Source organism: Stenotrophomonas africana (genome assembly GCF_013004645.1).
GTDB lineage: Bacteria > Pseudomonadota > Gammaproteobacteria > Xanthomonadales > Xanthomonadaceae > Stenotrophomonas > Stenotrophomonas africana.
The window spans coordinates 626,340-644,617 of record NZ_JABEME010000001.1; the positions used below are offsets into that span (position 1 = coordinate 626,340).

The following is an 18,278-nucleotide window of genomic DNA, read 5'->3' on the forward strand; positions in this document are numbered from 1 at the left end:
CGGCGTTTTTTTTGCGCGCTGGACGCAAGAAAGCAGAGGTGTAACCGGGAAACGCTGAGTGATGCCAGGAACTGGCAATTCCATCCATCATCAACGGCCTTGAGACACCGTCTTCTACATGCCAACAAGCATGGATAACCCGGAGGCAATCAAGAAGACGTACATCATCACGACGCCCCTCAACACCCACCGTTCCCCCTGATGGATCATCTGCCCTTAGGAAGTAAGGGCAAGCACTGCAATACCGCGCAAGCACCTAAGCCACCAATCAATCTTGATGATTCCGACTGCAGCAAGTACTTCCGGCCGTTCACGCTCGATTTTCAGCAACATCCTGTGAGCCGAAAATGCGTTTGTCCACATGGCGCCTAGAATAATGGAAGCCAAAATGGGGAAGCTTTCAACAAACCCTGGCACTCAGCTCCTCCTTTTGAAGCTGCTCCATCACATAGCACCTGCACACCCAATCTTCTACGCAGCAATCAGCTATGGATTCGATGCGTTCAAGGGCGCAAGAAGCCCCTTGACGTACCCACCGAGGCCGACTACATCCTCAGCTGTGCCAATCAGGTCCCGTCGCATCATCTTCTCGACATGCTCTACACCACCAAGTCGCGCGACAACATCCGCAAGGAAAGTGACATCTCCCGCAAACAACGTCACGTCCTGATCCAGCTTTACAACCCAGCGACCATCACGCGAGAACAAAAAATGATCACGCATGAAGTTCCCATCTTCCAGCCAGTAGGAGCGCAGGCCATCCAGACCTCGCTCAATTTCCACGGGGCTTCCCCTGTCGGAGCACTCTGAACATCGAACCGCGCACATCGCGATATCTGCAAAGTGCTCCGAAAGTGCGCTCAGCCACGCCACCCAAACATCATTCGGAGCAAAATCCTCATACAGGTTGCGATCAAACGCCATCCCGGCCCAATCCTCCCTAAGCAGGGGGACATCAGGAGGGGTCACATTGGAGAGGGACAGCGCGATGAAGTCAGGCCAGCAGCATGCATTGTTCATGGCTTCTTCGGATATCTAACAGTGATCGGAATCTTACTACCCGTAACGTAGACCTTGATTGTATCGGTACCCTTAGGAACCAATCCATCAGGATAGGGTCGCGTGCTGTCATGACGGTTTGCACTCCCCCCTCCAGGCAGTTGAAGGTTGCTATCGTCACCGGTAACGCCTGGGGTCTCCTTCATTTTTTTCCAGTCCGCATCGCCGCCCTCTGGCTCGCCACCAAACTCGCCTCTCTTACCCGCCTCGCCAGGCGCAGGTCCTTTGCCTTTAACAAGATCATCAACAATAGGCTTATCAGACGGAGTATTTGAACTCGACTGATTCTGCTTAACTGCCCCCCTAATCCCAGCCTCCAGGCGACGCCCCATGTCTGCGCGCTGCTCAGGAGTAGTTAGTATGTAGTAGCCAGTTGCGAGGATTACGACAGGGGCAATGAACTCAAATGCCAATGCAGCTGATCGCCCATCGGGATCGTTAAATCTGTAAGGACTACCATTTGCATATCTGAATCGATTGAACTGTTCCGCTGACTGCTGATAGGCCGTGACAGGATCAGTTGACAAAAAAATCCCCAACTGCGGATCCATGTACCGCTGCTGCATGTAGCTCAGTCCAGTCTCCGAGTCCGTCACATGCCCCGTATATCCCGGCCCATCCTTCAACGGCCGGTTGACCACTGCCCCATACGGCTCATACACCGTACGCTCGATGACATTTCCACCAGCATCGGTGATCGCCACCGGTGAACCCAGTGCATCAGTGTGGATGTACTCGACGACTTCCTGTGCAACTGCCGGAGCCACGCAGGCCACCAGCACCCCCACCGCGAGTACCGCCCGAATCAACAGCAAAGAGAGTCCATTCATGGCTTAGTCCCAGCTCAGTACGCCGCGGGTGACCGGCCGTTCGGCCGACCACGGTGAGCAACCACCTGCGTTGCAGGCACGCACGCGATACTCATGCGCGCAGTATGTCCCGCCACTGTCGTTCACGTAGGTCTGGGGGCCCGTGTACAAACGCTGGCCACCGCCACCGCTTTCGAGCTGATACTCCGTTGCATCTGCCACCGGGCTCCACCCGGCAGAACACTGGACCTGATAAGGCGGCCTGCGTGTCGTCAGCCACTCTGCCAGATAAAGGCTCGTCGCCCCCGGCGGCAACACCACCGCGACAGTCACGACTCCGGAGTACGGACTGCACCCAGCGAAGTTGCACGCCCTCACACGGTAGGCGTAGCTGCCTTTACCACGGCTGGCACCAAAGCTGTTTCCGCCGCCGTTATGCACCACCGTCCAGCCACCACCGTTGGCGCTCTCCTCCAGCACGAAGCTCTCGCTGTTGGCTGGCACCGACCAGCTCAGGCTGTACTGCGGCACGTTCACCAGGCCCGGCGCGCTGATCACCGGCTCGATCGTCGGCGGCCCGATCACCGCTACCGCCGCCGTGGCCGACCACGGCCCGCAGCCCGCGCCATTGCAGGCGGCAACCCGATAGCCATAGTTGCCCACACCGCGTGCAGCGGTGGCATAGGAACCCGCGTTGCCGTCGAACAGCGTGACCCATCCGCCACCATTACTGCTCTCCTGCAAGGTGTACCGCGTGGCACCAGCCACCCCGTTCCAGCCAATGCCGATACTGCCCGGCGCAGAGCGTGCCGGTGCAGAGAGACCTGGCGCAGTGGCAGGCGGATACACCACCGTCACCGCAGCCGTGACGCTGTATCCCGTGCACCCCACCGGGTTACATGCGCGAACCCGGTAGTTGTAGCTTCCCGCTGCCTTGCCGCTGAAGGCCTTGGACTGACCGATGGCGTTGTGTACCTGAGCCCATGCGCCGCCATTGGCGCTTTCCTCCAGCTCATAGCGCTCGGCACCGGAGGCCGCAGACCATGCCACGCTGTAACTGCCATTGAAGGCCGTGGAAGGCAGGTTCAAGGTCGGCACGGTGGATGGCGCCAATGCCACGGCCACTGACGCGACATTGCTCCATCCGCCGCACACCGTCCTGCAGCCGCGCACCCGGAACTGATAGGTCCCCGTGACCAGGCCGGTGCTGGTGAACGTTTGCGCCGCGCCATCGAAGACCGTGCTCCAGGTGCCTGAAAGGGCACGCTGCAACTCATAGCGGTTGGCACCACCGGCCGGGCTCCAGGTCAGGTTCACGCTGCCCTGGGTGATGTATCCCGGCGCACTCAGCGCGGGAACGCTGGGTGCGGCCTCACCATGCACCTGGGAAACCAGACTGCCTGACAGGTAGAGATAGTCGGTCTGCTTGCCGCTACGTTCGTTGCGCTGGAATCGCAGCACACCGCCGTTGTCGTAGAACGAATAGATCGCCCCTTTGCCACTGGCGCTGGCCTTCACCCGGCGCCCGTGGGCGTCGTACTCGTAGCTCTCCGCTGTACCCGCCGCACGCAGCCGGTTGCCGTAGTCAAACGCGAAAGCCTGGCCATTGCGCACCGAGAGATTGCCCTGCACGTCATAGCCAAGACCGGTCACGGTCGCCCCGGTTCCGGTTTCGATCACGTTGACCAGCCGATTGGTCGGATCGAAGTAGTGCGTACGATCGCGACTGCCGACCTTGGCACGACGCAGGTTGTCCAGCGCGTCGTACTCATACGACGCGTTGCCGAAGCCCGGCGCAGTGACCGCCCGCAACCGGTCCAGGCCGTCATAGGTCATGTCCCGGTTGCCGGGCGCCCCCGGGCAGGCCATCGGAAATGGCCATCACGTTGCCCCCGGCATCGTAGTCGTAGCTGTCATCCAGCACTGCGGCCGCTGCGGTGGCATCGCGGCTGCGGTCGGGCAGGCCGCGGGTATTCTGGGTCAACGTGTGCACGATCCCGTTGCCATAGACGAAGCGGGCCAACGCGCCGTTGGCGAAGTAACTGGCCTCCTTTGCATAGCCGCCGACGGTCGTCGCCCGCCCCAATGCATCCGGCGCGTAGCTGACGACACGCCCACCCGGATAGGTATTGCTGGCCAGTATGCCGTTGGCATCGTAGCCATAGGCCAGGCTCAGGCTTCCCAGATCCGGATGCTGCAGGGTTTCGCCGCTGAGCAGGCGACGGCGGTTGTACTGGTAGCGGTTGACGACCATCGGCCGGGCCGGGTCGTTCTGCGTACTGATCTCGGCAGGCAGACCATCAGGTGCGTAGGACCAGTTCTGATTTCCACGCCCATCCGGGAAGATCAGGGTCGACAAGCGGTTGGCGGCGTCGTAACTACGCTTCACCGCACGTCCACTGGCCAGCGCCTCACTGCGGTTGCAGTCGGTGGCGCTGGTCAAACCCGTGCCGGCCGCCGACCACAGCACGTTGCCTGCTGCGTCGTAGTCCTGCACGGTCGCACCGGTTTCCGGTTCGATGGTCTTGCACAGCTGCTGGTAGCCGTCATAGACGTAGCGGCGGGTCAGCGACTGGCTGCCGTCTGCACTGCGGCGGGTGATCGCCAGCGGCTTGCCCAACGTGTCTCGCTGGATCTCGGTCACCACGCCTTCCGGGTGCTGCAGCGTCAGCGGCATCTCGTAGCTGGGCTGGTCGTAGGCCAGGTGACGTGTCGTCGTCGCCTGGCCGCGTGGGTTGGTCACCTTCACCGACAGGTTGCCCACGTACTCGGTGCGGGTAACCAGTGCCCCCAGCTCGGACGATTGACTGACCACGGTGGGGCGGCCCAACGCGTCGTACTGCGTCGTGGTGCCGGCCAGGGCGGCATTGATATCGGAGAGCTGCCGCGTGGGATACGAGGCAAACACGGTCTTGCCGCTGGTGTCGTAGCGGGTCACCACGGCACTGTCCAGCACGTTGTTGGCGTTTTCGGTTACCAGCACCGGGCGGAACATCGCATCCAGGTAGGTATCGGTGCGCCGCCCGCCCTGCGTGCGGGAGTGCTTCCATGCACCGGCGGGAACCCCCAGCTGCGCGCCACCCAGTCGCTGCAGGTCCATGGTTACGCCATTCCAGTTCACGCTGTCGCCGCCAGGGAACTGCTGGCTGCGCAGCCTGCCCATGTTGTCGTAGCTGAAGCTGGTGGTTGCGCCGGTTTCGTCGGTCAGCGAGGTGATCCAACCGTTGTCGTCGACGACAACCGTGCGCACTGCACCATTGGGCGCTTCGGGCGTGGCCGGCATGCGGAGCTGCTGCGGAACACCACGCTTCCATCCCGACAGATGGCTGGTGTTTCCACGGCCATCGGCCACCGATGCAACCGTGCCGTCGGCTGCGTAGGTCACCTGCTGGGCCAGGCGGCCAAATGCGTAGGCGCGCAGCGGCAGCGCTTTGGTCGTATCGAATTCGGTGCGGGACTGCTCGATGCCGTTGAGCACACTGCGCGCCGTCTGGCCGTTCACCCATAGCGCGGGATTGTCGTAGTAGCTGGTACTGCTGGTGCGACTCTGTCCAGCGGAATTCGCTTCGACGACGGCAACCTCGCGGACGAAGGCATCAAAGGCCTGCACCGTACGGGTGAACTGCACGCCGTCCTGATTGATGATCGTGCTCTGCACTGGGCGGTTCAGATGCTCTCCCAGCTCCGTGGACCCGTACTTGAGATTCCGACCCGCCTCGCGCGGGAACGGTGCGCTGGCAAGCTGCGCGTCCGGGTAGTAGTTACTGCGCTCGGTTCGAACCACCGCGCCACCAGAGCTGGTTGTCGTCGACAGCAGCAGACCGTCGTTATAGCCAACTTCCTTTCCGAATTCGTATGTCCGGATCGTGCCATCCGGCAGGGTTTCAATCGTTATCTTGGGCTCTGCCTGCCCCACCGGGATCGCCGGCCACCCAGCCTGGTCGACTCTCCTGTCGTACTCCCACCCCAGATTGGTGTACTGATAGCTCCACTCCGCCGTGGGCATCCCCGGGCCACTTATCCGCTTTGCCACCAGCGACATCGCGTCCCGATAGATGGGCGTGAGATTCCATCCGTCGGCCAGCAACTGGTCGTCGCCGGAAGTCTGGCAGTTGAACGGAACATTCTTGCGGCCATGCCGGAAGGGTCGGAACACGAAGGTTCCTACCGCGCCTGATGGGTGCGTGATGGAGGCTGCAACCTCGGTCTGCACAATCTTGTTCGTCTTCGCGCAAAGAGCCGGGACCTCCATATAGGCCCAAACGTCCTGCCCGGTGTACTCCTGGTACTTCTTCGTCACATTGACAGGCGGCAGGTTGTAGCTCCACGCCGTCCCGTCCGGCAGCGTCACCGACTGCAACGCACCCGCCGGGGTGTAGCCATAGGTCCAGGTTCGACCCGCTGCCGTCGCCGTTGCGATACGGCCCAGGGAGTCATAGGCAAGGCTGATGCTGCGCCCATCGTTGGCAACGATTCGATCCAGCCGCCCGCCGCTCCATTCGTAGCGGACCCAGTTGCCGAATCGATCGACAACCTGTGATGGATAAAGGAAGACCTTTTTCCGTTTCAGCGTGGCATGGGTGATGGTGTCGTAGGGCTGGAGAACGGCAGACTCGTTCTCGCGCGCCACCATCCAGTCGAAGTAGTACTTGGTTCCGTCTGGCGCGTGGCCCAGGAAACCCTCGCCCGGCTGGCCGCTCTTGAGTGCACTGAGGCAGGAGAAGAACCATCCCCCTTTTGTGTTCCAGGGCGTTGGCGTGCCAACCTGGGGCGTTGGCTGGCGCGCGTCCCCGCTGCCCGCCAGGACGGTTTCACCGCCTCCGCCCGGCAATGAAAGCCTCACCCCCTCCCAATAGGTGTACGGAGCAAAACTGGTGGTCTGGGTTTGCTTGTAATTCCAGACATCCAGCGACGGGGGTGCGGAAACTGTCGAGCAACGGGCACTTGCGTCCAATGTCCGCCGATCGCGGTTTCGGGCTGGTCTCCGTAGATGCCTGAAAGCGATGGGATGTCGAGATCCCAGTTTCCATATTCCTTGTCATTTGCACTGCCGCTGACATCCCCGTAACTGCGGCTGAGCGATACCGCGAGCCCACCGTTGCCCGGAATCGAAATATCCGTGGCCTTGAAACTGATCGAGCCGTCATAGAGATTGACCTGCTCGCCGAAGATCTCGCCCTTCAGGGGTTCGACAAGGTCCCCGTACTTCAGCCGCTTGTCGTACTCCTGGCGCCAGGTGGGAACGATCTGCGCGGAAACGCCGACCGGTGCCAGCACGCACAGGACAACGACACCCAGAAGCAGACACTTGGCGGCCATTGCGGCGCGCGGATGAGAAATGAGGCCAGACTGCATGCAGATCCTCCCTGGATCGACGTCCCTGTGTGCCCCACCCGCGCCGAACGGCAGTTGGCCTTCGACCAGGCGGCACCCACTCCGGCAGACAGCCACGCGTTGCATCACGGTGGGCGGGTGCTGGCTGCAGTTATGAACGAAACATGAAGGCGGCGTCAACAGGATGTAGTCGACACACTCTGCAAAGCCCCCCATCCCGCGACCTCCCGCGCCCATCCCCGCTCCACCTAGAATGTCCCCATGACCACCCTGACCTACCGGGCCGCCACGTCGGCCGACATCCCCGCCCTCATTGCCCTCGTTACCTCGGCCTACCGGGGTGACGCCAGCCGCGTTGGCTGGACCACTGAAGCCGACCTGCTGGACGGCGCCCGCATCGACGCCGAAGGCATCCAGGCTGACCTGGACCGCCCACGCTCCACCATCCTGCTGGCCGAGCGCGGGGACCAGCTGGTGGCCTGCGCCCACGTTGCCGACGTCGACGGCAAGGGCTATTTCGGCATGTTCTCGGTCGATCCGGCCCAGCAGGGCGGCGGTGTCGGCAAGCAGATGATGGAGGCTGCCGAAGCGCATGCTGCGCGCGAATGGAGCGTGCCGGTGATGCAGATGACGGTGATCGACGTGCGCGACGAGCTGATCGCCTTCTATGAACGCCGCGGCTACCAGCGCACCGGCATCAAGAAGCCGTTCCCGTATGGCGACGAACGCTTCGGCATTCCCAAGCGCGACGACCTGCGCTTCGAGATCCTGGAAAAGCCGCTGGCCGGAGCCGCCGCGTGAGCGAGGCCTGGACCTTCGTCTGTGCCGGCAGCGAGCTGCTGCCGGGTGAAATGAAGAGCGTGTTCGACGAAGTGACCGGCACACCGATCGTGGTGTTCAACCTCGATGGCGAGCTGTATGCCCTGGAAGACCAGTGCACGCATGAGGAGTTTGAGCTGTCCTCGGGCGAGTTCAACACGACCGAAGGCAGCGTGGAGTGCGTGCTGCATGGGGCGCGCTTCGACGTGCGAGACGGCCGCGCCCTGTGTGCCCCGGCCTACAGCCCTGTGCCCAAGTTTCCGGTGAAGCGCGAGCACGACGCTGTCTGGACCCGCGACGACCGGGATTGAGGCGGCGCTCCGCCCGGAGGGATCACCCACGGGGCGCACCGCGAGAGAGCATCCACCCATGGGGTGGATCTACTGGAGTGCACTGAGGGGCCTGCCGGGGCCCTTCCGGACCATCCGGACCGCCCGCCGGATTGCGCATATGCGAATCATTATCGTTGATGTTATTCTACGTAACATCTTCGTAACGACTCCGCCTCCGCGCCATGGCTTCGCCCACCGCCACGCTGCGCCAGCTCGCCCGTCAAGGGTGGCCGCTGCTCGTGGCCGCGCTGCTGACGCTGCTGCTGGGCTGGTCGGCCTTGCACGAAGGGCGTGCCAGCGATCCGGCCGCACACGGCTGGCAGGCACACGCTGAAGATCTGCAGCAGGTCATGCCGACGCCGGCGCCGCCGGCGGACGAGTGCCCGCACCATGCCGCGCCCGCACCAGAGCCGCCGCTGGATAGCGAGGGCACCACGCCCTGCACCGGACGGGCTCCCCCGCGCGCCCCCATGGTCGCGCATGTTCCACTGTGGCGTTCCGACGCTCTGCGCTGGCAGCTGCACGATCCCGCACTGCGGTTGAACCCCGGCCACGCGCCGCCCGCACCGCACGCCAGCTGAGGCGCCCTGCGGCCGTTGCCGTGCGCCTGATTGCGTTTCCTGCCAGCCGAGCATCGGCTCGGCTCTACAGAAGAAGCCCTCCACGTGTCGGCGCGCTGCCTGCGCTTCGGCCCTCGCCCTTTCCCGATCCACGCCACTACCCACCGCCATGACCCACATCACGTCCCGCAAGCACGCCCCGCGCGTTTCCCTGCTCGCTACCGCCACCCTGGCCGCCGGTTTCGCACCGCTGGTCGCACAGGCCGCCGACAGCGCCGACGCCGGCTCCCGCAACGCCACCGAGCTGGACAAGGTGCAGGTGCGCGGCAGCTGGTTCAATCCGTCCTCGCCGAAGTTCACCGCCGAGCTGCTGGACACCCCGAAGTCGGTATCGATCGTGTCGGAAAAGCTGATCGCCGAAACCGGTGCGACCAACCTGCAGGATGCGCTGCGCATGGTCCCGGGTATCACCTTCGGTGCCGGCGAAGGCGGCAACCCGACCGGCGACCGCCCGTTCATCCGTGGCTTCGATTCGCAGAGCAACGTCTTCGTCGACGGTCTGCGCGACGTCGGCTCGCAGACCCGCGAGATCTTCGACCTGGAGCAGGTGGAAGTGGTCAAGGGCCCGAGCTCGGCCTACGGTGGCCGTGACTCCGGTGGTGGCAGCCTGAACCTGGTGAGCAAGACGCCGAAGCTGAAGAACGAGACCAGCGCCAGCATGGGCATCGGCACCGACAGCTACGCGCGCGGCACCGTGGACGCCAACTACGTGCTGGGCGATGGCATCGCGGCCCGCCTGAACCTGATGAAGCACGAGTCGGACATCGCCGGCCGCGACGCTGCCAATGTCAGCCGTTGGGGCATCGCGCCATCGATCGCGTTCGGCCTGAACGGCCCGGCGCAGCTGATCGCCAGCCACTACCACATGCAGAGCGATGACCTGCCGGACGCGGGTGGTTTCCCGTACGGCAATCCGAACGGTGCGCCGGCCTCGAAATGGGTCGACGGCCGCCCGATGGTGCCGGACCGCAACAACTACTACGGTCTGGTCGACCGTGACTTCCAGCGCACCCGCGCCGACATCAGCACCCTGGACGCCAGCTACGATTTCGGCGGCCACAAGCTGCGCAACATCGCGCGCCTGGGCAACACCAGCAACGACTACCTGTGGACCCAGCCGGACGACAGCCAGGGCAACCCGAACAATTACGGCACCTTGTGGCGCCGCACCAACAGCCGCGCCGTCGACGTCAAGAGCTTCGCCGACCAGCTGGGCCTGACCGGTGCCTTCCAGACCGGTGCGCTCAAGCACAGCTACAGCGCGGGCGTGGAGTACAGCGACGAGAAGATGACCCGTGGCAGCTACCTGATGACCCCGGGCACGAGCAACCCGCTCACCGGCAACAGCAAGTGCCCGACCACCGGCGCAGCCACCGGCTACAACTGCACCGATTTCGCCAATCCGAACCCGCGCGATCCGTGGGCGGCCACCCATTCGGTATACCGCAGCGACAAGGCACTGGATGTCGAGCAGCGCACCAAGACCACCTCTGCTTATGTGTTCGACACCATCGAGCTCAATGAGCAGTGGATGGTCAACCTTGGCCTGCGTTACGACGACTTCCGCACCACCCTGACCACCCCGGTGGCAGGTGCGGCACCGACCCGCGTGCGCAACAGCAACGACTTCCTGAACTACCAGGCCGGCGTGGTGTTCAAGCCGGCGGCCAACGGCAGCATCTACCTGTCGTGGGGTACCTCCTCGACCCCGCCGGGCATGGATGGTGGCGACGGTTCGGACGGCCTGAGCGCCGCCGTGGCCGACCTCAAGCCGCAGGATACGAAGAACCTCGAACTCGGCACCAAGTGGGACCTGCTGGACAACCGCCTGAACCTGACCGCGGCGATCTTCCACACCGTGATGAACAACGCACGTGTGACCATCGACAACGGCACCAGCCAGAACGCCGGCAAGAAGGAAATCAACGGCTTCGAACTGGGCTTCAATGGCCAGTTGACCGATGCCTGGAGCCTGTACGGCGGCTACACCTACCTGGATTCGGAACTGAAGGACAACGGTTTCGTCTGCGCCGTCTCCGGCCGCACCTGCCCGAGCGGTATCTACGTGCCGTCGCCGAACAACGGCAACGTGTTCCCGAACACCGCCAAGCACAGCGCCAACCTGTGGACCACCTACCGCTTCCCGATCGGCCTGACCCTCGGCGCCGGTGCGTTCTACTCCGACAAGCAGTACGGTGACGTCGCCAACACCAAGTGGATCGCCAGCTACACCCGCTTCGACGCGATGGCCAGCTACGCGATCCAGGACAACATCAGCCTGCAGCTCAACGTGCAGAACCTGACCGACAAGACCTACTTCACCAAGGCCTATGCCTCGCACTACGCGAGCATCGCCCCGGGTCGCTCGGCTACCCTGGCACTGAACGTGAAGTTCTGATGTAACTCCGCTCCACCGCGGCGGCAGGCTCTCCTGCCGCCGTTTTTGTTTCCGGCGATACTCACCCCATGGCAACCCGTACCCCCATCGACAGCGACGCTCTGGCCGAGCTGCTGCAGCACGACCCGCAGGCTGCCTTCGCGCGCGTGCGCGACGCTGCGCAGGCCGGACAGGTCGAGGCACAACTGCTGCTCGCGCAGATGTACATGGAAGGCAAAGGCACCGCACAGGACGCCTCGGCGGCACTGCTCTGGTACGAAACCGCCGCCAACAACGGCGCGCCGATGGCGATGAACATGCTTGGCCGCTGCCACGAACTGGGCCAGGGCACCGCGCCCGACCCGACACTCGCCGCAGTGTGGTACCGGCGCGCGGCCGACACCGGGCTGGACTGGGGCCTGTACAACCTGGCCAACCTGCTGGCCACCGGCCGCGGCGTGACCCAGGACCGCGCACAGGCACTGGCCCTGTACACCCGTGCCGCACACCTGGGCCATGCCAAATCGATGAACCTGCTGGCCCGCCACCTCGAAGACGGCCTGGATACCGCACCCGATCCGCAGGCAGCGCTGGCCTGGTACCAGCGCGCGGCCGAAGCCGGTGATTTCCGCGGCCAGGCCAACTACGCCTCGATCCTGCTGCAGGCCGGTCAGATCGACCAGGCCGTGCACTGGCTGCAGCTTGCACTGGCCCACGGCAGCCCGGCATTCATGGCACACATCGTGCCGGAGCTGGCCGCATCGCCGCATCCACAGGTGCGCGCCCTGGTCGCGCCGCCGTCCCTCTGAGGAGTCCCGCATGCTGCTGCACATCCCCGATATTCTCAGCGCCGACCAGGTGGCCGACTTTCGCCGCCGCCTCGATGCCGCCGACTGGACCGATGGCCGCGAAACGGTCGGCCATCTGGGCGCGCAGGCCAAGCACAACCAGCAGCTGCCCGAAGCCTCACCGCTGCGCCGCGAACTGGGCGAGATCATCCTCGTCGCGTTGGCCCGGCACCCGCTGTTCTTCAGCGCCGCGCTGCCACTGAAATACCTGCCGCCACGCTTCAACCGCTACAGCGGTGGCGGCACCTATGGCTTCCATGTCGATGGCGCGGTGATGAACCTGGCCAACGGCGAACAGCTGCGTTCGGACATTTCCTGCACCCTGTTCCTGTCGGCGCCGGACGAATACGAAGGCGGCGAGCTGATCATCAGCGACACCTACGGCGAGCACGAAGTGAAGCTGCCCGCCGGCGACCTGATCGTCTACCCGTCCAGCAGCCTGCACCAGGTGCGCCCCGTCACCGCAGGCGCGCGCGTGGCCTCGTTCTTCTGGGTACAGAGCATGATCCGCGACGATGTGCAGCGCCGCCTGCTGTGGGAAATGGACGGCTCGATCGAGCGCCTGCGGCAGACCGGCGGCGACGCCGAGGCGGTGCTGCAGCTGACCGGCGTGTACCACAACCTGCTGCGGCGCTGGAGCGAAGTCTGAGCCCCATTCGGCCAGTCCGAGACGTTTTGGCAATCATTCTCATTTGCAACAGCTAACAGCTCTCATTACAATCACGCCCCGTTGATGCCGGCCGCTGCCGGCAGACCCCTGGGGACCCTTGCTTGCTGCGCCCGCTTCGCCCTCGCCCACTCATCCATCGCAAGATGGGCACCGCCATGCGCGGCCAGCGTCCTGCGCTGGCGAGCCTGCTGGCGTGGGTGGCGATGCTGGCCTTGCTGCTGGGCACCCTGCCGCTGCTGCCACACGGGCAGGCCGGAATGGCCGTGCAGATGCCGCTGGAAGAGCGCGGTGGCGAAGCGCCCCTGCAGGAAGAGGCATCGGCCAAGCTGCGCCGCTGCGCCTCCGCTCCGGTGAAGTCGGCCGAGAAGGCACGCCCGCCACTGCTGCTGGCCAGCCAATGGCTGCGCACTGAACTCGACCTCGTACCCGCCACCCCGGCCATGCCCGGCGTGCGCCCGGACTGGCCGCTCGCCACTCCGGACACGCCCTGGGCCGATGCGCCCGGGCGCCGCCAGCAACGCGGCCAGGCGCCGCCGCTCGCCTGATCCACGGCCCGACGTGACCGCCTGCGCGGTCGCGCCCGCGCCCCGCTGCCTGCTTCATCCCAGCCGCCCCTGACCGGGCCTCCCCGTGCATGCCGCGCCGTTCGCGCGTGGCATCGCGCCCTGCGTCCTTCGAGGTAACTGCCATGGCCCAGCGCCATCGTGTCCGTTCGTCCCTGTCCCGTACCCTGCTGACCAGCGCCGTGCTGGCCGCCATGATCGCCCCTGCCTTCGCCCACGGTGACGCTTCCGGCGCGCCACAGACGCTGGACAAGGTCGTGGTCACCGCCTCCGGCTTCGAGCAGAAGGTGGTCGATGCACCGGCCAGCATCAGCGTGGTCAGCCGCGAGGAACTCAGCAAGCGCCCCTACACCAACCTGGTCGACGCGCTGCGCGACGTCGAAGGCATCGACGTCGGCCTGGAGGCCACCGACAAGAACGGTCGCGCCACCATCTCCATGCGCGGCCTGCCGTCCGAATACACCCTGGTACTGATCGATGGCCGTCGCCAGAGCAATGTCGGCCAGCTGTACCCGAACAACTTCGGTGGCGGCCAGTTCGCCTACCTGCCGCCGCTGGACGCGATCGAACGCATCGAAGTCGTGCGCGGCCCGATGTCCACGCTGTACGGCTCGGATGCGATGGGTGGCGTCATCAACATCATCACCCGCCGCAACCAGGACCGCTGGCAGGGTGCGCTCACCCAGGGCTTCACCGTGCAGCAGGACGACCAGTTCGGTGATGCGCGCACCACCGACCTTTACTTGAGCGGCCCGCTGCTGAAGGACCGCCTCAGCCTGGCAGTGCGCGGCAGCTACTACGATGCCAAGGCATCGAACCCGGAGTGGGATGCACTGACCCTGCCCGACGGCAGCCTCTGGGAGCGCAGCATCGGCTTCGGTGGCGGTGGCAAGTCGGTGGCCAACACCAACTGGAACACCGGCCTACGCCTGGACTTCCGCGTCAACGACGATCACGAAATGTGGTTGGACTACGACGTGTCGCGGCAGAAGTACGACAACAGCGAAGGCCAGACCGGCACGCTGGACAGCCTGGCCAGCCTATGGCGCGTCGGCAATGCCGTCATCCCCAACCCGACCGGCAGCGGCACCGTCACCCGCCGCGTGGTGCAGCCGCGCGTGGGCTACACCGCCTACCAGCGCTACGAGCGTGATCAGCTGTCGCTGACCCACCAAGGCCGCTACAGCTTCGGCACCTGGCAGACCTCGCTGACCCACAGCAAGAGCAGCAACCTGGGCCGCTCGCTGCCGCTGACCCTGGACGAGCGCGCCAACCTGCAGACGCTGTGGAATGACGTCTGCCGCCGCACCGGTTCCGCCAACAACTGTGCGGCCGGCCGTGGCAATGCACTGGGCGCCCTCAACCCGAGTGAAATGGCGCGCCTGCAGGCGTTCCTGCCGCGTCCGCTGCGCACCATGGAACTGGAAGGCTACGTGCTCGACACGATGCTCGATCTGGACTTCGGCGCGCACAAACTGACCGTTGGCGGCCAGTACAACGACACCGACATGATCGACGGCGTGTTCGGCATGGATGGCGCCGGCTATCGCAGCAACACCAAGCAGAAGCACCGCATGTGGGCCCTGTTCGCCGAGGACAACTGGGCGCTGACCGATACCCTCACCGCTACCGTTGGTCTGCGTTATGACGACCACAACGTATTCGGCAGCCACCTCAGCCCGCGCGGCTACCTGGTGTGGAACGCCAGCGACGCGTGGACCTTCAAGGGCGGCGTCAGCACCGGCTACAAGACCCCGCGTCCGGACCAGCTGTTCCCGGGCATCACCGGCTTCGGTGGCCAGGGCGTGCTGCCGTTGGTGGGCTCGCCGAACCTCAAGCCTGAAACCAGCACCAACTACGAGTTGGCCGCCTACTACGAAGGCCAGCGCTGGGGCTTCAATGTCACCGGCTTCTTCAACACGTTCGAAGACAAGATCGCCAGCGGCGGCACGTTCCCGAACTGCGAAGTGGCGCCGGCCGGCAGCGGTTACTGCGTGGACATCGGTCCGGGTTGGGCCGCGCTGGGCTACAGCACCTTCACCCAGAGCGTGAACATCGACAAGGCCGAGACCCGCGGTGCCGAGCTGGCCGGTCATGTCGACCTGCTCGACACCCTGCAGCTGCGCGGCAACTACACCTGGACCAAGAGCGAGCAGACCAGCGGCCCCGACAAGGGGCGCCCGATCGCAGGCACCACGCCGGCAAAGCACATGGCCAACGCCAGCCTCAACTGGCAGATCAATGACGCGCTCAGCGTGTCGCTGATTGGCGAGGGCCGCTACGACCGCTATCGCGACACGCTCATCGACAGTGCCGGCACCCGCCACGTGCGCTATTACGAGGACTACACGATCTTCCACCTGGGCGGCAGCTGGAAGGCCACGCCGTGGCTGACGGTCAACGCACGGGTCAACAACCTGTTCGACAAGGACTTCGTTTCGCAGTCGTGCCTGCTGCTCAATCCCAGTGAGTTCAGCTGCGTGGACGACTACGCAACCAAAGACCAGCGCCGCAGCTACTGGATCTCGCTCAACGCGAAGTTCTGATCGCCGCGCACCGGCAGTGCCGGCCACTGGCCGGCATTGCCCTGCCCTGGTGGGTGCCGACCTTGGTCGGCACCGCTTCATCCAGGCATGGCGTGGATCTACCGATCGGTAGCGCCGGCCGCTGGCCGGCAACCCGCCAGACCTGCTCCAGGGATACAGAACGACACGCAATTGCGAGCTATTCTCATCAATGATGTAATGGGCAGTCCCTTTCCGCCTCGAACCGTGCCGTGAGCCGTCCTGCTTCTTCCACCGTGCAGCAGCAACAGAACCGTGGCTTCTGGCTGCGGACGCTGCACCAGTGGCACTGGATCAGCTCGGCGGTGTGCCTGATCGGCATGCTGCTGTTCGCGGTGACCGGCCTGACCCTCAACCACGCCGCGAAGATCGAAGCCAAACCCGAGGTGCAGAACCAGCATCTGGAACTGCCGGCCGCGCTGCTGGGCCAGCTGGGCACGCGCGAGGACGGCAACGCGCCGATTCCGCGCCCGGCCCGGCAATGGCTGGACACGCAGCTGGGGATCGCCATCGGCGGGCGCCCGGCCGAATGGTCGCCCGAAGAGATCTACCTGTCGCTGCCGCGCCCCGGTGGCGACGCCTGGCTGAGCATCGATCGTGAGACCGGCGCAGTGGAGTACGAATCGACCTCCCGTGGTGCAGTGTCCTACCTCAACGACCTGCACAAGGGCCGCAACGCGGGCCCGGCGTGGGGCTGGTTCCTGGACCTGTTCGCCGTGGCCTGCCTGGTGTTCTGCATCACCGGCCTGTTCCTGCTGCACCTGCATGCGCGGCAGCGGCGCATGACCTGGCCGCTGGTCGGCCTCGGCCTGATGATCCCGCTGCTGATCGCCCTGCTGCTGATCCACTGACTTTCCTTCGTTTCCGGAGCCGCCCCATGCGCGTCACCCTGACCATCGCCCTCAGCGGCCTGCTGGCCACCTCGCCGGCCTATGCCACCACCCTCGACATCAACGTCGAAGTGCCCAAGCTCAACGTGGCCGAGTACCACCGCCCGTACGTGGCAGTGTGGCTGGAAGGCGCCGACCAGAAGGTCGCGGCCAATCTGTCGGTCTGGTACCAGCAGACCAGCAACAGCGAAGGCCACGGCACCAAGTGGCTGCCCGACCTGCGCCAGTGGTGGCGCAAGAGCGGCCGCACCCTGCAGGTGCCGGTGGACGGCGTGACCGGCCCGACCCGCCCGGCCGGCAAGCACGCGCTGTCGTTCAACGACAAGCAGCCGGCACTGAAGCAGCTGGCCCCGGGCAACTACACCCTGGTGGTGGAAGCGGTGCGCGAAGTCGGCGGCCGTGAACTGCTGAAGATCCCCTTCACCTGGCCGGCCACCGCCGCGCAGAACGGTAAGGCGCAGGGCGCCACCGAACTGGGCCAGGTCACCCTCGCCGTCAAACCCTGAAAAGGGGACGGAGGGGATTAAGTCGTAATTCCCTCCTCCTTGTCGCATCACCCCGCATCCACTGGAGTCTTCCGCATGAAGCGCACGCTCGTCCTCGCCGCCGCTCTGGCCGCTGCCCTTCCCTTCTCCGCCCTGGCCCACAAGGCCTGGCTGCTGCCCTCGCAGACCGTGATCGCCGGCAACGCGCCGTGGATCACCGTCGACGGTGCGGTCTCCAACGATCTGTTCTACTTCAACCACGTGCCGCTGCGCCTGGAATCGCTGGTAATCACCGCGCCGGACGGCAGCACCGTGCAGCCGCAGAATGCCTCGACCGGCAAGTACCGCAGCGTGTTCGACATCGAATTGAAGCAGCCGGGCACCTACCGCATCGCCTCGGTCAATGACGGCCTGTTCGCCACCTACGAGCAGAACGGCGAGCGCAAGCGCTGGCGCGGCAGCGTCGCCACCTTCGGCGAACTGCCGAAGGATGCGAAAAAGCTGGAAGTGAGCCAGTCGGTCGGCCGTGTGGAGACCTTCGTCACCAACGGTGCGCCGAACGACACCGCGCTGAAGCCGACCAACCGTGGCATCGAGCTGGTCGCCGTCGGCCACCCGAACGATCTGTTCGCTGGCGAGGAAGCCACCTTCCGTGTGCTGGTCGACGGCAAGCCCACCGCCGGCCTGGAATTCGAGATCGTGCGTGGTGCCACCCGCTACCGCAACGCACAGGACGAGCTGAAGGTCATCAGTGACGCCAAGGGCGAGATCAAGGTGACCTGGCCGGAAGCCGGGATGTACTGGCTGGAAACCGGCACCGAGGACAACAAGACGTCGGTGAAGCAGGCCGCCAAGCGCCGCCTGAGCTACGTCGCCACGCTGGAAGTGCTGCCGCAGTAATGACGTGG

At 64.8% G+C, this 18,278-nt stretch carries 16 protein-coding genes; 11 read left to right on the top strand and 5 right to left on the bottom strand.

Annotation, left to right across the window (positions count from 1 at the left end; translation table 11 throughout):
- Positions 1-486: 486 nt before the first annotated feature.
- Genes HLA98_RS03115 through HLA98_RS21180 form a run of 5 tightly spaced genes read right to left on the bottom strand, consistent with a single transcriptional unit; the run spans position 487 to position 7,223 of the window.
- A complete protein-coding gene (locus HLA98_RS03115) occupies positions 487-1,020 on the bottom strand; it encodes a hypothetical protein (protein ID WP_232015468.1) in 534 nt (177 codons plus the stop codon).
- A complete protein-coding gene (locus HLA98_RS03120; protein ID WP_080392912.1) occupies positions 1,017-1,889 on the bottom strand; it encodes an RHS repeat domain-containing protein in 873 nt (290 codons plus the stop codon). Before HLA98_RS03120 ends, HLA98_RS03115 begins: the two co-directional genes overlap by 4 nt.
- 3 nt (positions 1,890-1,892) lie before the next feature.
- Positions 1,893-3,704 (bottom strand): fibronectin type III domain-containing protein, encoded by a 1,812-nt coding sequence (locus HLA98_RS21170; RefSeq protein ID WP_232015469.1) that lies wholly within the window; start codon positions 3,702-3,704, stop codon positions 1,893-1,895.
- Positions 3,694-6,822: an RHS repeat domain-containing protein gene (locus tag HLA98_RS21175; RefSeq protein ID WP_232015470.1), complete on the bottom strand. Its 3,129-nt coding sequence runs from the start codon at positions 6,820-6,822 to the stop codon at positions 3,694-3,696. Before HLA98_RS21175 ends, HLA98_RS21170 begins: the two co-directional genes overlap by 11 nt.
- Positions 6,708-7,223 (bottom strand): hypothetical protein, encoded by a 516-nt coding sequence (locus HLA98_RS21180; protein ID WP_232015471.1) that lies wholly within the window; start codon positions 7,221-7,223, stop codon positions 6,708-6,710. Before HLA98_RS21180 ends, HLA98_RS21175 begins: the two co-directional genes overlap by 115 nt.
- Before the next feature lie 240 nt (positions 7,224-7,463).
- Between HLA98_RS21180 and HLA98_RS03130 the strand changes: the two genes are divergently transcribed.
- The 11 genes from HLA98_RS03130 (at position 7,464) to HLA98_RS03180 (ending at position 18,270) form a co-directional block, all read left to right on the top strand.
- The gene (locus HLA98_RS03130) at positions 7,464-8,003 is read left to right on the top strand and encodes a GNAT family N-acetyltransferase (protein WP_057501296.1); all 540 of its coding nucleotides are present in this window, start codon (positions 7,464-7,466) and stop codon (positions 8,001-8,003) included.
- Positions 8,000-8,332 carry a non-heme iron oxygenase ferredoxin subunit gene (locus HLA98_RS03135; RefSeq protein ID WP_057501295.1) on the top strand — a complete coding sequence of 111 codons (333 nt, stop codon included), beginning with the start codon at positions 8,000-8,002 and terminating at the stop codon, positions 8,330-8,332. The genes HLA98_RS03130 and HLA98_RS03135 overlap by 4 nt, the downstream gene beginning before the upstream one ends.
- Positions 8,333-8,535: 203 nt before the next feature.
- A complete protein-coding gene (locus HLA98_RS03140) occupies positions 8,536-8,934 on the top strand; it encodes a hypothetical protein (protein ID WP_057501294.1) in 399 nt (132 codons plus the stop codon).
- Between the two features lie 148 nt (positions 8,935-9,082).
- Entirely contained in the window at positions 9,083-11,371 is a 2,289-nt protein-coding gene (locus HLA98_RS03145; protein WP_057501293.1) for a TonB-dependent receptor, read from the top strand.
- 68 nt (positions 11,372-11,439) lie between these two features.
- The gene (locus HLA98_RS03150; protein ID WP_057501292.1) at positions 11,440-12,159 is read left to right on the top strand and encodes a tetratricopeptide repeat protein; all 720 of its coding nucleotides are present in this window, start codon (positions 11,440-11,442) and stop codon (positions 12,157-12,159) included.
- A 10-nt stretch (positions 12,160-12,169) separates the two neighbouring features.
- On the top strand, positions 12,170-12,847 hold the full coding sequence (locus tag HLA98_RS03155; RefSeq protein WP_057501291.1) for a Fe2+-dependent dioxygenase: 678 nt from the start codon (positions 12,170-12,172) through the stop codon (positions 12,845-12,847).
- Positions 12,848-13,011: 164 nt separating this feature from the next.
- Positions 13,012-13,413 carry a hypothetical protein gene (locus tag HLA98_RS03160; protein WP_057501290.1) on the top strand — a complete coding sequence of 134 codons (402 nt, stop codon included), beginning with the start codon at positions 13,012-13,014 and terminating at the stop codon, positions 13,411-13,413.
- 143 nt (positions 13,414-13,556) lie between these two features.
- Complete coding sequence (locus tag HLA98_RS03165) at positions 13,557-15,977, top strand: TonB-dependent receptor domain-containing protein (RefSeq protein WP_057501301.1); 2,421 nt, start codon at positions 13,557-13,559, stop codon at positions 15,975-15,977.
- 230 nt (positions 15,978-16,207) lie between these two features.
- Positions 16,208-16,846: a PepSY-associated TM helix domain-containing protein gene (locus HLA98_RS03170; RefSeq protein WP_005408421.1), complete on the top strand. Its 639-nt coding sequence runs from the start codon at positions 16,208-16,210 to the stop codon at positions 16,844-16,846.
- Positions 16,847-16,872: 26 nt separating this feature from the next.
- Complete coding sequence (locus HLA98_RS03175; RefSeq protein ID WP_004147429.1) at positions 16,873-17,391, top strand: DUF2271 domain-containing protein; 519 nt, start codon at positions 16,873-16,875, stop codon at positions 17,389-17,391.
- A gap of 75 nt (positions 17,392-17,466) precedes the next feature.
- Positions 17,467-18,270 carry a DUF4198 domain-containing protein gene (locus HLA98_RS03180; protein ID WP_057501289.1) on the top strand — a complete coding sequence of 268 codons (804 nt, stop codon included), beginning with the start codon at positions 17,467-17,469 and terminating at the stop codon, positions 18,268-18,270.
- Positions 18,271-18,278: the final 8 nt, after the last annotated feature.